The following is a 14,156-nucleotide window of genomic DNA, read 5'->3' as shown; positions in this document are numbered from 1 at the left end:
CGCTAAAAAATCAAGACATGGAATACTTTCAGAAATACAAAAATTATTTCATCGCTGCCGGCATTCTGATTGTTGGTATACTTATAGGGAGTCTTTTTTCAGGAGGAGGTTCCGAGAATTCCCATAAAGATGGTGAACATGAATATGTCCAGGACCCGGAGACCCAACTATGGACTTGCTCCATGCATCCACAGATTAAAATGGAAAAACCTGGTAATTGTCCCATTTGTGGCATGGAACTGATTCCTCTTGAGGAATCGGATGCTTCGGAAAGTATCGCTTCCAATGAAATAGTGATGACGGAGGAAGCCATACAATTGGCAAACATACAGACCACGGTCGTCAAAGAGTCGGATGCAGCCAAAGAGATCCATTTGTTGGGCCGGGTAAAACCTGACGAACGTCTTTTATTTTCCCAAGTTTCCCATATTCCTGGTAGGATAGAGCGCTTATATGTGAACTTTACCGGGGAAAAGGTATATGCCGGGCAAAAGATTGTGCGCATTTATTCCCCGGAACTGATCTCCGCACAAAAAGAACTCTTTGAAACCATCAAATCCAAGGAGGTGTATCCTCAACTATATGCAGCTTCAAGAAACAAACTGAAGCTTTGGAAGCTATCCGACGCACAAATTGATGCCATTGAAAAATCTGGAAAAGTTCAGGAGCAGATAGATATTTTGTCAGACCATTCGGGTTACGTTATGCAACGTAACGTCGAATTGGGAAATTACATCATGGAAGGACAAACGCTTTTTGAAATTGCCAACCTGAGTACGGTTTGGGTCATGTTCGAAGCCTATGAATCCGATATTCCTTGGATCAATATCGATGACAAGGTGACTTTCGCGATACAGGCACTCCCTGGAAAGACCTTTACTGGAAAGGTCACCTATGTGGACCCCTTTGTTTCTTCGAGCACCCGAGTGGCAAAAGTAAGGGTGGAAGTAAAAAACCCCAACAATAAATTGTTGCCGGAAATGTATGCCAATGGTCGTATCACGGCAGAGATGTCCGATGTTGAGGACGCCATTATAATACCAAAATCCTCGGTACTCTGGACGGGAAAGCGGGCCGTGGTATATGTCAAAGTGCCCCACGAGAGAACCATATCATTCGTGTTTCGAGAAATTGAACTAGGTGCGGACATGGGGGATTACTATATCGTTGAATCGGGATTGGAAGCCGGTGAGGTCGTTGCCACAAATGGGGTCTTTCGAATCGATGCCTCCGCTCAACTGGTAGGGCAAAAGAGCATGATGAATCCCGAGGGCGGAGTCGTGATGACAGGCCACAACCATGGGGCAATGGACATGGGCGATGGAAACAGCACAAAGGGGAACATGGATGACGATTCCTCCATGGACCATTCCAAAATGGAAACTAAGACGGACCATTCGGCAATGGACGGGCGTCTAAAGGTCTCTGAGACATTTAAGGGACAATTGGAAAATGTGTTTGATACCTATTTGAGCATCAAGGATGCCCTTGTTAAGGATAATGGGAATATGGCCAAAACGCAGGCCGCGGCACTCTTGGATTTCCTTGCGAAAGTAGATATGAAATTATTGACGGATCATGGCGCCCACGATCATTGGATGACAATCTCAAAGGAAATAAAGAGTTCTTCGAAATCAATAAGTGAAACCGCGGATATTGAAGAACAGCGGGGGCATTTCAAACACTTATCGGCCCATTTGTCAAAAGGTGTTAGACTGTTCGGGGTCAACCAAAAGATCTATGAACAATTCTGCCCGATGGCGGACAATAACAAGGGAGCTTATTGGCTCAGCCTGGAAGAGGCGATACAAAATCCCTACATGGGAGGCAAAATGTTGACCTGTGGCACGACAGAATCGACGATAGATCAATAAGTCCTAAAATAAACCAAAAAATATGATAAAGCATGTAATTGTTTATGCATTTGCCGCCGTTGCTCTAATAGGCTGTAAAACCGAGACCGGAAAAACAAAGAATACAGAGGTGCCACGGCCGACAACGGTCGAAAACAAGAACAAGGAGGCACAGCCCAAGATGACTATGGCCCAAAATTATGAGGTAGGATCACAAGTGCCCACTGAACTGGTCTGTATGGTGAACGATGCCTATATGGGAAAACTGCAGATGCCTGTTCCCGTCAATGGAAAGACTTACTATGGTTGTTGTCAAATGTGCGTTAAGACGTTGAACAACAATGATGAAGCTAGAATGGGCATAGACCCTTTTAGTAAACAAAGAGTAGATAAAACCGAGGCATTTATTGTGCTTATGGACGTTGAAGGTAAAGTGGCCTATTTCGAATCAGAGGATAATTTTAAAAAGTTCAAAGAAGTTGGCCGAATGAACCATTAAGGAAAGTTTTCATGAAAATTGAAAATCTTTCCAATACCAGCTTTCGACGGTACGCAGAAAGATGACGATGAAATCGAGTTGAAAATGATTTTGAAAAGTACACGAAACATAAAATGATGGGCGCATATTGGTGGGCCTTGGGAATTGGGATCCTTGTGTTGATGATATCATTGGCCGTGGGCAGACTCAAAGGATGGTTGGACCGTCCCGCCGAGTGAGGGACCTACCCCAGACTGTTGTATGTTTTCAAATAGAGTTAATGAGACAGTTTTAATATCATTCCGGCCAAGATATGTACAATCGTAGAGCTAAGATGATTTTTGAAAGCTTAAAACGAAAAAAATGTTAAGGAAAATTACAATGTTGTTGTTACTTCTTGTTTCCTGCTCAGGCATTGCCCAAGTAGGAACCAATGGGGGCGATAGAAATGAAGAAGGACGACCTGTAAAGGAATACAATCTTACCATTGAAAGAAATAAGATGACACTCGGTGGGGTCACTGCTAATGCGATGACCATCAATGGGAGTGTTCCAGGACCGGTCTTGGAGTTTAAGGAAGGTGACCTCGCCCTGATTAATGTGACCAACAAAATGGATGTGGAAACCTCTGTGCACTGGCATGGGTTGATCCTCCCTAATTTTTATGACGGAGTGCCTTATCTAACAACACCACCCATTGAACCGGGCACAACCTTTCAATACAGAATTCCCATTAACCAATCGGGCACCTATTGGTACCATTCCCATACCATGCTTCAAGAACAAAAAGGGGTATATGGGTCCATTATCATTCACCCGAAAGAAAAAACATTGGAATATAATAAAGACTTGGTCGTGGTGCTATCAGATTGGACGAACGAAAAACCGATGAACGTATTGCGCAACCTTAAGAGAGGCAATGAATGGTATCAGGTAAAAAAGGGTACAGCAGTTCCTTTGGGCAGGGTCATCAAAGAAGGTGCTTTAGCTGCACAGCTCAAATTTTGGCGAGACCGTATGGAGGGTGCCGATATCTCGGATATTTACTACCCTGCATTTTTGACCAATGGTAAAATAGTGGCAGAATATCCAGAATTTAAAACCGGTGATAAAGTACGACTTCGCTTTGTCAACGCCGCCGCTTCGTCATACTATTGGGTCGATTTTGGCGGGGGTAACCCAATTATGGTGAGCAGTGACGGTATCGATGTACAGCCTGTATCCAAAAGTCGTTTCCTGTTTGGCATTGCCGAAACCTATGATGTTATAGTGACGGTACCAGATGGTACCTTAGAAGTAACGGCCACGGCACAAGACGGCTCTGGCAGCACTTCGTTACGGTTGGGTCAAGGAACCCTGTATCCAGCAAAAAGAATGGATAGGCCAGACAAAGTAGAGATGATGAAACAGATGGCCAAAATGGATATGAAAATGGGCGCCCCCGCAATGGTAGGCAATCAAAAAAAGAATACCCCAGAGGTGCTTATGGGAAAGTATGGGATGAAGATGGGTGATGGGCAAATCAAAGGCCATATGAACATGGGCAATACCGCTTTGAAGGAAGAAAGACATCAACAGCACACTATGGAGATGGGAATGGAAGACGGGCAGATGCCGGACAAAATGAAAGATAATATGCCCATGGTACAAAAAGACACTTCTTCTTTTGATTTCGGTGCCCGGAAGGCCTACTTCAACTATGATTACCTAAAGGCAAGCGAAAATACAACCTTTAAATCCGACGTTCCCGTAAACGATATTTTGTTGAATCTAACGGGCAACATGCAGCGATATGTATGGAGTATAAACGGTGTTCCTTTGTCAGAAACCGATCAACTAAAAATTAAGGGAGGTGAAGTAACAAGGATCACTTTGAACAATCTTACGATGATGCACCATCCGATGCACCTACACGGGCATTTCTTTAGGGTAATCAACAAAAACGGTGAGAGATCCCCACTAAAGCATACGGTAAACGTGCCACCGATGCAAAAAGTGGTCATAGAGTTCTACAACGAAGAGTACGGTGACTGGTTCTTCCATTGTCACGTTCTATACCATATGATGGGTGGTATGGCAAGGGTTTTTGGTTATGATACCCCACCAGATGAAAGAATGAAGAATTTTCCTGCGCAAAAAATTATCAACGAGACGGATCATTATTATTCTTGGGGATTGACTCGTGCAGGCTCGAACTTTAATGAGATCTTTTTAACCTCGAGCAATATTCGCAACGAATTTGGTTTAAGGGCAGAGTTCGATTACAACCAAAACCTTGAAGTTGAGGTGAACTACAATAGATATCTCAATGACTGGGTGCGAATATATGCGGGCATTAACAGCGAGACCGAAATACCTGATTCATTTGATGAGTTCAATACGGTTGGACTAGTTGGGGTTAAATATTTTACGCCCTATAGGTTCAATGTGGATCTGAGCATGGACCATCAATTACGCCCAAGAATTCGTCTGGATCGGGACTTCCTAATTTTCCCAAGGATTTTCCTTGAAGGTGAATATGAGTACAGGGCCGATTTCGGATGGGTCAACAAATTGGAAAATAACGCGTCTTATGAAGGAGAAACACAATGGTTGGTGGGAGTTTCATATATCCTTTCCCGCAACTTTTCCTTACAAGGGAATTATAACAATCGATATGGCTGGGGTGGCGGTCTATTGGTCCGATTTTAGCCATTATGGACCAGTATGAACAAAAAATTTAGGAACGTTTTAAACAATCTATATTAATCATAAATCAAATCATAATGAAAAAAGCAAACGTAAAAACTGGAATTTTGGCCATAGTGATGATAGCCCTAACGGCCACATCTTGTAAGGACAAGAAAAAAGAGCAGGAAGGCCAAGAAGGGCACCATACCGAACAAGTGGAAGAGGGCAGTCACAGGGACGGGACTATGGAAGACCACTCTCAAATGGATCACGGTGATATGCCTCATAACGAAATGACAATGCTGTCGTCTGATATAGTAACGGACTACCTTGCACTAAAGAATGCCCTGGTGTCCGACGATCAAGACGGGGCGGCGATGGCAGGGGGAAGACTCGAGAGCAGCCTAAAAAGCTTTAATTCTAGCAAATTTACCAGTAATCAACAGGCTGAGTTGAACGATATCATTGAAGACGCCACCGAGCACGCCGAGCATATTGCGAAAAGTGAGATTGGGCACCAGCGGGAACATTTTGACGTCTTGAGCAAAGATGTCATTGACCTTTTGGCGATCACAGGCTCAGATCGAACGCTTTATCAGGCCTATTGCCCCATGTACAATAACAACAAAGGAGCGCAATGGTTGAGTGCTACGAAGGAAATAAAGAATCCATATTATGGGGCTAAAATGTTGAGCTGCGGAAGTGTACAAAAGGAAATCAACTAAGTGAAGAAAAGCTTAAAAATAATAGTGCTTGTGCTTTTGCTTGGATTTGTGGGGATTCAGTTTTTTCCCACTTCCCAAAACCAAAGCAACACAATACCAAAAACTGATTTTATGCTAGTAAACGATGTGCCGAAACAAGTGGAGCGCATCATTACGACCTCTTGCTATGATTGCCATAGCAACAACACGGATTATCCTTGGTACAACAAAGTGCAACCCGTTGCCTGGTTTTTGGAGGATCATGTTACCCATGGCAAGGAAGAATTGAATTTTAACGAATGGGCTGATTATTCAAACAGAAGAAAGAACAGCAAGTTAAAATCAATCATAAGTCAGATAGAAAATGGAGAAATGCCCCTTTGGTCTTACACACTAATTCATAGGGAAGCAAAACTTTCGGAGGACGAGAGGAACACCGTTCTCGATTGGGTTTCAAAATTAAAGGACAGTTTATAAACTAAAAATTCAACAAATGAAGAACTTAAAAAATGGTGTAGTAACCCTGCTCATGTTGGGGACTACAATGGGCTACGCACAGCACAAAATAGAGCTGAACCATGACCATAGCAAGATGGAAATCAAAGTGGTCGAGTTGGAATTTAACGACAAGAACATCGCCAATGCCTACGAACATTATGAGCATATTAAAAATGACTTGGTCGGCGCCAACTCGGGCGATGCCCAAAAGGGAGCGGTAATGTTGAGCGAAGCGCTCGAAAAAGTCAAGAGTTCCGATGCGGCATTATCGGCCACGCAGAAAATCGCTGCTACGGATAATTTAAAGAGACAGCGAAAGGCTTTTTCCGATTTAAGTAATGAAATGGAAACCTTGTTGAAAGGAACGGTTACATCGGGAAAAATCTATAAGGATTTCTGCCCAATGGCACTCAATGGAGGCGCTTATTGGCTCTCTTCTATTGAAAATATCCGCAATCCCTACTACGGGGTGCGGATGTTAAGCTGTGGAAAGGTAGAAGAAGTAATCCAATGATAGGCACACCTTTTGGTGGAGGGAAGATTTGAGAGGTCGACTAGTCGATGAATCCCTTCCTCTAACAGGTATAGTGAGAAATATTTGTAATCAAAACCAAAATCCTGAACCAGTATGGATGCACTGAGCATAGATATTTTTGTTATCCCGACCTTTGTCCTCCTATTACTGGTGTTGGCTTATGTTCATTTTCAGGGAAAAGTCACCGATGTAAAAGAATATGGGCAATATGTTCTTAACATAGCTTCGACTGCCTTTGTGGTAAACCTGCTTTGGGAAATTGCCCATGGCACTTTGTACAAAGGATTTGAATATGACCTGAAACACATTGCATTTTGTGCCCTCGCCTCGGTTGCTGATATGCTCATGGTGCTCCTGCTTTTTTTTGGCTTTGCCATCCTGTACAAGGATGTTTATTGGTTACGGGAACTGAACATACCGCGCTTGGTAGTGTTGGTCACGGTAGGAACCATAGGCGCAATTTTGGCTGAAATATGGCATACCAGTAGAGGAGATTGGACCTACGCGGCCAGCATGCCCCTTCTTCCTTTTGTAAAGGTAGGGGTATCCCCTGTGGTGCAGTTTGCATTATTGCCGTGGTTGATATTTTCAGCTGTGGTAAAAAAGATGAAAAAACCCTAGGTAGCTGTCGCATTGTAAGTAAAAATGGTTGATTAGTTAGTTGACAATGTTGATGGATACCTAGGCAAAATTATAAAGTCAAAGTCCTGTTATGGGAGGGGAGATTTCTAATTGATTATTGGTGTATGCAATCCCTTCCCTTGACAGGCACAATGAAATTTAAGCATTATGAAAGATTGTTGTAGTTCGGGAGATAACAGTAAAAAAGATAGATACAGGCTAAAAAGGCTATTGAACTATTTCCTCTATGCCATAATAGGATTTTTAGTCCTTTGGGCACTAATCCAGCAATTAGGCAGCAACTGAAACGTGAATGCCGGCGAATTGATGTCAAATTAGGTAGGATGACGGACGATAAAAAAGAATTTATTCCCGCTTTGGGCCATGACTGGTTGACCGGGTTCTATGACTTGGCCATAAGGTTCACCATGCCTGAAAGGAAATTCAGAAATAAATTGATGGATTTTCTAGATCCTTTGGACGGTGAGGAAATCCTTGAATTTGGGTTCGGTACCGGGCAGAATCTCATTTTGGCCAATACTAAAAATGGAAGTGCCAACTATATTGGTTTGGATATTGACCCCAAGGTCAAAAATATTGCTGAAGAGAAGTTCACGAAAAATGATATTGAAATCCAGCTGGATCTTTACGGGGGCGGCGTTTTTCCGTATCCTGATAGTACCTATGATAAGGTGTTCAGTTCGTTGGTGTTCCATCAACTGGACAAGGAGGCTAAGATTTCCTGTCTAAATGAAATTTGCAGGGTGCTCAAACCCGATGGGGCACTGCTCATTGGGGATTGGGGAAAACCTAAATCCAGGTTGATGAGAGGCATGTTCTATTCGGTCCAAATTCTTGACGGTTTTGCGACCACGGCCGACAACGTAAAAGGACTTATACCGGATTTTATGGTGGCTGCTGGGTTTGAAAACGTGGCAGAAGTGGGCCACGTAAACACAAAAATTGGAAGCTACTGCTATTATCAGGGGAAAAAACCAAATTTTGGTAGGGTTTAGAAGTAATGACAATTCATAAAACATAAGAAAAATAATGAATAACCTTAAAACGATAAAAATGAAAAGAATCAAAATCTTTTTCTTGCCATTGCTGGCGGTAATGGCATTAACAGCGGTCAACGCTCAAGAACCTACGATATCCTCAGAAGAAGAGGCTGTGGTCGCAATCATGAAGAAATACAAGGAAGCCTTACAAAACAAAACCACCGAAGGCACTTTTGAACTGTTCTCCGCAGATTCAAAGGTGTTTGAGCAGGGAGGCATTGAAGGTACCTATGCGAATTATATAGAACATCACCTAGGGCCTGAACTTTCACACTTCAATCGATTTGAGTTCTCCGATTATATGATTCAAGTCGAGGTAGGTATTCCTTATGCATTTACTACGGAAACGTACACCTATACCATAGAACTTCAAGCTGAAAAAGGCGCATCACCCCGCATTATTAAAAGAAAAGGGGTGGCCACCTCAATATTGAAAAAAACTGATGACCAATGGAAAATAATTAAAACCCACTCATCTTCAAGAAATAAAAAGTAACAGTAAATGAGTCGATATATTTATTTAGGCATCGTAGTGTTTGGTCTTCTTTTTGCAAATTGTAAAGAGCAGAAAACCAAATCATTGTCAGAGCAATCGAAAGGAGCAATAACGACCGAACCTCCAAAAAAAGTATTAAGCCCACTTACTTCAACAATGGCAATGATAGGTGATGCTCACATACACATGGATTATTCATCTCCAGGAGTCAGGGATAGAATCATATTTGGGGGTTTATTGGCTTATGATCAGGTCTGGCAAGCAGGAGCTCATATGGCTACTTGGATAGAAACAAATAAAGATTTACTAATCGATAATAAAATACTTCCGGCTGGGAAATATGGTTTTTTTACGATTCCATCAAAAGAAGAATGGACCATCATTTTCAATTCCAATTGGAACCAACACGGAAAAGATGAGTACGATGAAAAGGAAGATGTTCTTCGTTTTAAGGTAAAACCCTTGATTTCGGATGAATTGACCGAACATCTAGAATATCAAATCAACAAGGTTAATGATAAAGAAGGTGCAATTTCATTGAGTTGGGAGAGAGTATCTGTAGAATTCAATTTTAAGGTAAATAACTAATATGGTAAATAGGCACTCAGCCCAGAAAATAAGAAAAGGACATCGGTATCTTGGAATTTTCTTAGGAATCCAGTTTCTGATGTGGACCATAAGTGGCATGTATTTTAGCTGGACAGACATTGACGAGATACATGGTGACCATTTCAAAAAGGAGAAAGTAAGCCAAACCGGATTCAGCAACCTGTTGGGCACACAAAGTCTCCAACTACAGGATCCAATAGAATCATTGGAGTTGCTTGAAATTGCCGGGAAGCCGTATTACTGGATCAACAAATCCAAGCTCTACGACGCGAAAACAGGTGAGTTGAAAACTAAAGTTACGCAGCACGAAGCTTTACAGGTTGCAGAAAGGCATATGCTTCCAGAACTTCAAGTGGCTGGGATTCAAATAATCAATACGGTGGGAGACCAACATGAATACCGTGGTAGGCTCCTGCCTGCTTACGAAATTACTTACGACACTCCTCAGAACCTTAAAGCCTACGTGGCCGTGAAAAATGGTGCATTCCAAACGGTTCGACACCGAAACTGGAGATGGTTCGACTTTTTATGGATGACCCATACAATGGACTATCAAACACGTGATGATTTCAACACCACTCTGCTAAGGGCATTTTCATTACTTGGATTGATTACGGTTCTGAGCGGATTCTTGTTGTGGTTCGTGAGTTCACCAACTGTACGAAAGTTGAAAAAGACCAAAAAAGTGATTTGAAGCTTAATGTGAAGAATTCAAAGCGGTATGGGAAGAGTGATTTGTTATGGAAGATAAGTGTCAAGAAGAGGAAAAGAGAAAGAAACCAGTGTTCTCAGAAAGGGTTTCCTGGCAAAAGGAGGGCCTTTATCTTTTTGTTTCAATCTTTATACTATTTGGAATATACTTAACGATCACGCTTATTCTACTTGCCCTTTTCGGGAAGTAAAATTTTTGATTCACCGGAGATGTTACGGAGCGTTGCGATTGAGAATCGTGGAAGATGGCCCTGATTACAATTTGTAGGATAAATAGTTGAATAATGAGCGATAGTAGAAGAAACAGAAGAAAGGAGGAGAGGGATTTAAAAAAAGTCAAACCAAACCCTGAGAAGGAAAGAAAGGACAGGAGGACAAAAATATACGGTATTTTGGCCTTGGTGTTGTTTTTTATTATAGCGCTAATTGCCATTTTCTTTAAGGCCATATGGGAATTCAGAGCTAAGTACGGATTTTAGTTTTTAAATAGTATGAAGTCGATTTTATACATAAAAAATATGGTCTGCCCTCGGTGTATAATGGCCATTGAAGAAATTTTGGATAAAATGGTAATTCCGTATACCAATGTCACCTTGGGTGAAATAACGTTAAAAGATGAACTTATGGGTGAAATTAAGGAAGAATTAAAAAATAGGCTTGAAAAAATCGGATTTACAATCATCAATGACCGTAAGGGACAGCTCATTGAACAGATGAAAAATTTGGTTATAAATAAGGTTCATCATTCCAAATCACTCGATGGTGTGAAGTGGCCCGAATATATGGCAGATGAATTGAATCTAGATCACAAGTATTTAAGCTCGTTGTTTTCTTCAGTAGAGAGCATCACTTTTGAACAATACATCATAAATCAAAAAATTGAAAGGGTCAAGGAATTATTGATTTATGATGAGCTGAGCTTAAAAGAAATTGCTTATCAATTGGATTACAGTAGTGTTGCCTATTTAAGCAACCAATTCAAAAAAATCACTGGGATGACACCAACGAAATTTAAGAACAGTGCCATTCAAAACAGAAATTCTTTGGATGAAGTACACTAATAAATTCCCTTGTAAAGGAGCAAGATCTGCCGTAGGTGTTCTTAATTATGTGAAACCAATTCTTCCTAACCGTTAGAAAAACGATGCAATACAAAAAACAGATTGGAAAAAATATTGTTGCGTTATTGCTCGCCTTAGCCTTAATGGCACCTGCCGCCATCCGGTTTTTTCATATGTTCGAAGGTCACGAGCATATCACTTGTGCAGAAAAAGTGACACATATCCATGAAACCGTTACAAAATGTGAGATATGCAATTTCCACCTAACCTCCATAGACTACGACCTAATCGAGTATCCAGATTTATTGCTCAGTAGAATTTTTGAAAAGGTTCACAAAGCCTTTGTTTTATCACAGTTCCATTCCTTTAATAGAACCAACACACAATTACGTGCACCCCCATTCTTTTGTTAAAAGGCGAACAAATCAGTTTCAACTTAATCAAAGAATTATATGCGTAAATATGCATTGCTAATATTGCTCTTCAGCAGTATTGCATCATTGTCTCAAAATTGTGATAATATACTTTCTGGTACCATAACCGACCTTCACGATGGTTCATTGCTCGTGGGGGCTACCCTTATTGTTGCGGGTACTGAACAGGCTGTGCAAACAGGTTTGGATGGTAGATTTGCTATTTCAAACCTATGCGATGGAACCTATTCCATACAGGTGTCCCATCCCTTCTGTTTGACCAAAGGTTTTACGGTCAAGGTATTGGGCAACACGACCAAATCATTTAAACTAGAGCACCATCTTGAAGAACTTAATCAAGTTGTGGTAGAAGGCAAGGCCTACAGCAATAAATCCAAAACAACTTTTGAAAATACGGTTTCCAAAGAAGAACTGGAACGTTTTAGTAGCGGGTCACTTGGCGACGCCCTAAATAGTCTAAGTGGGGTCTCTTCCATAAACACGGGGAACACCATTGTAAAACCACTTATAAACGGTCTTCACAGCAGTCGTGTGGTAATCATCAACAATGGGGTGCAAATGGAAGACCAGGAATGGGGTGCGGAACACGCTCCAAATGTGGATATCAATTCGGTCGGTCACCTTACCTTGATAAAAGGAGCCGGTGCATTGCAATACAGTGGTGATGCAGTGGGGGGCATAATTGTGGCGGAAGCTTTAAAGGTCCCTGTAAAAGATAGTCTCTACGGCAAAACACTGCTAACTGCGGCAAGCAATGGACGTGGTTCGTCCATCACTTCCCAATTGACAAAGAGTTATCACAATGGCTGGTACGGGTCGGTCCAGGGAACTTTGAAGCGCTTTGGCGATTTTGAAGCACCCGATTACGTATTGAGCAACACAGGTATTTTTGCACGTAACGTTTCTTTGCAAATGGGTCTCAACCGTTTTGACTATGGTGTAGAGGCCTATTATTCACTATTTAAAAACGAAATCGGTATTTTAAGAGCTTCTGTTATAGGCGGAGCCAGAGACCAGATTCGCGCTATCAATAGTCCCAGACCGTTCATCGTAAACGATTTTACATACAAAATCAATGAGCCCAGACAAGAAGTAACCCATCATCTGGCAAGAATCAAAGGCTTCAAAAGGGTTGATGGTTTGGGGAAGCTGAGCCTGCAATATGATTTTCAAAGAAACAATCGTCTTGAATTCGATATTAGGCGCGGTGACGGAAGGGGAAGAGCTTCGTTGGATTTGCAACTAGACACCCATACCTTGTTGTTGGACCTTAAGTCACGCTTATCAGATGGATTAAATCTGAAAGTAGGACTGATGGGAAAATATCAAAACAACTTTGCGGACCCGGCTACCGGTGTGCGACGATTGATACCCGACTATGACAAATATGATTTGGGTGTTTATGCAATAGCGGATTATAAAGCAAATGACCAATGGCTTGTTGAAGCAGGCGTACGTTTTGATTATGTCTATATGGACGTTTTCAAATTCTATCGAACCTCTTTTTGGGAATTGCGCAATTACGACCAGATATTCCCTGAAATAGTTATTGAGGAGCTTGAAAATCAAATTCTAACCAACCCACAATTGAATTTTTACAATGCTTCGGGAATGTTGGGTGCAACCTATTCTTTGGAAAATGATTATAACCTCTTTTTTAATTATTCCATTGCCTCACGTGCACCCAATCCCTCAGAACTCTTTAGTGAAGGCCTGCACCATTCCGCGTCCAGAATCGAACTGGGCGATTTGAGTTTTGATTCTGAGATAGGGCACAAAGTATCGATGACATTTCAAAGGGACAATGGCTTGTTTGGCATTTCAGTAAGCCCTTATATCAACTCGATTTCAAACTTTATCGTCATTGAACCTACTGAGATTAGACAAACAATCAGAGGTAATTTTCAGGTGTGGGAATATCGCCAAACCAATGCCCAATTGCTCGGCATAGATGTTGATGCGTCCTACGCTTTCGCTAAAAACTTTCGCACCAACAGCCAGTTTTCCTTAGTAAAGGGCTACGACCGTAATAGAGACGAGCCACTGATTAGTATGCCCCCCGTGAATATAAAGAACGAAATTGTTTATCAAAATACAGAGTTCAACAACCTTCGACTGTCGTTACAGAGCGAGTATTTCTTCCGTCAGAATGAATTTCCGGATAACAACTTTGAGGTCTTCATTCCGGAAACCGAGACTGTGGAGATGGTTGATGTAAGCACACCACCAAACGCATACCACTTGCTTAATTTTAATTCAAGCCTAGATTTTACTATCAACAAAAAGTCAAATCTAACGCTAGGCTTGGGCATTACAAACCTGTTGAACATATCATTTAGAAACTACCTGAACCGATTACGTTATTACGCAGATGATTTAGGTAGAAATTTTACAGTAAACCTTAAGATCAATTATTAAATACTAA

At 41.6% G+C, this 14,156-nt stretch carries 15 protein-coding genes; all 15 read left to right on the top strand.

The annotated features are described in order from the left end of the window. The first annotated feature begins 17 nt into the window (after positions 1-17). Entirely contained in the window at positions 18-1,874 is a 1,857-nt protein-coding gene (locus tag ACSLUF_RS14255) for an efflux RND transporter periplasmic adaptor subunit (RefSeq protein WP_435623431.1), read from the top strand. A gap of 22 nt (positions 1,875-1,896) precedes the next feature. Continuing rightward, on the top strand, positions 1,897-2,352 hold the full coding sequence (locus ACSLUF_RS14250; RefSeq protein ID WP_435623430.1) for a hypothetical protein: 456 nt from the start codon (positions 1,897-1,899) through the stop codon (positions 2,350-2,352). 342 nt (positions 2,353-2,694) lie between these two features. Continuing rightward, positions 2,695-5,022 carry a multicopper oxidase domain-containing protein gene (locus tag ACSLUF_RS14245; protein ID WP_435623429.1) on the top strand — a complete coding sequence of 776 codons (2,328 nt, stop codon included), beginning with the start codon at positions 2,695-2,697 and terminating at the stop codon, positions 5,020-5,022. A gap of 74 nt (positions 5,023-5,096) precedes the next feature. Continuing rightward, positions 5,097-5,726: a DUF3347 domain-containing protein gene (locus ACSLUF_RS14240; RefSeq protein ID WP_435623428.1), complete on the top strand. Its 630-nt coding sequence runs from the start codon at positions 5,097-5,099 to the stop codon at positions 5,724-5,726. After that, positions 5,727-6,182: a heme-binding domain-containing protein gene (locus ACSLUF_RS14235; RefSeq protein ID WP_435623427.1), complete on the top strand. Its 456-nt coding sequence runs from the start codon at positions 5,727-5,729 to the stop codon at positions 6,180-6,182. A gap of 16 nt (positions 6,183-6,198) precedes the next feature. Next, positions 6,199-6,717: a DUF3347 domain-containing protein gene (locus ACSLUF_RS14230; protein WP_435623426.1), complete on the top strand. Its 519-nt coding sequence runs from the start codon at positions 6,199-6,201 to the stop codon at positions 6,715-6,717. A 114-nt stretch (positions 6,718-6,831) separates the two neighbouring features. After that, entirely contained in the window at positions 6,832-7,359 is a 528-nt protein-coding gene (locus tag ACSLUF_RS14225) for a hypothetical protein (RefSeq protein ID WP_435623425.1), read from the top strand. 344 nt (positions 7,360-7,703) lie between these two features. Continuing rightward, positions 7,704-8,375 carry a class I SAM-dependent methyltransferase gene (locus ACSLUF_RS14220; protein ID WP_435623424.1) on the top strand — a complete coding sequence of 224 codons (672 nt, stop codon included), beginning with the start codon at positions 7,704-7,706 and terminating at the stop codon, positions 8,373-8,375. Positions 8,376-8,433: 58 nt separating this feature from the next. Further along, positions 8,434-8,916, top strand: coding sequence for a nuclear transport factor 2 family protein (locus ACSLUF_RS14215; protein ID WP_435623423.1), 483 nt, complete (start codon positions 8,434-8,436; stop codon positions 8,914-8,916). A gap of 6 nt (positions 8,917-8,922) precedes the next feature. Continuing rightward, a complete protein-coding gene (locus ACSLUF_RS14210; RefSeq protein WP_435623422.1) occupies positions 8,923-9,504 on the top strand; it encodes a DUF2911 domain-containing protein in 582 nt (193 codons plus the stop codon). 1 nt (position 9,505) lies between these two features. After that, complete coding sequence (locus ACSLUF_RS14205) at positions 9,506-10,219, top strand: hypothetical protein (RefSeq protein ID WP_435623421.1); 714 nt, start codon at positions 9,506-9,508, stop codon at positions 10,217-10,219. Between the two features lie 301 nt (positions 10,220-10,520). Continuing rightward, entirely contained in the window at positions 10,521-10,715 is a 195-nt protein-coding gene (locus ACSLUF_RS14200) for a hypothetical protein (RefSeq protein WP_106143131.1), read from the top strand. 12 nt (positions 10,716-10,727) lie between these two features. Then, positions 10,728-11,297 carry a helix-turn-helix domain-containing protein gene (locus ACSLUF_RS14195; protein WP_106143130.1) on the top strand — a complete coding sequence of 190 codons (570 nt, stop codon included), beginning with the start codon at positions 10,728-10,730 and terminating at the stop codon, positions 11,295-11,297. Between the two features lie 83 nt (positions 11,298-11,380). Further along, positions 11,381-11,710, top strand: coding sequence for a hypothetical protein (locus ACSLUF_RS14190; protein WP_106143129.1), 330 nt, complete (start codon positions 11,381-11,383; stop codon positions 11,708-11,710). Positions 11,711-11,749: 39 nt separating this feature from the next. After that, positions 11,750-14,149 carry a TonB-dependent receptor gene (locus ACSLUF_RS14185; protein ID WP_435623420.1) on the top strand — a complete coding sequence of 800 codons (2,400 nt, stop codon included), beginning with the start codon at positions 11,750-11,752 and terminating at the stop codon, positions 14,147-14,149. Positions 14,150-14,156 lie beyond the last annotated feature (7 nt).

The sequence above is a fragment of the Flagellimonas sp. genome, assembly GCF_965601775.1.
Lineage (GTDB): Bacteria > Bacteroidota > Bacteroidia > Flavobacteriales > Flavobacteriaceae > Flagellimonas.
The sequence above is the reverse complement of the archived record's forward strand: the minus strand, read 5'-3'. Positions and strand labels throughout refer to the sequence as shown.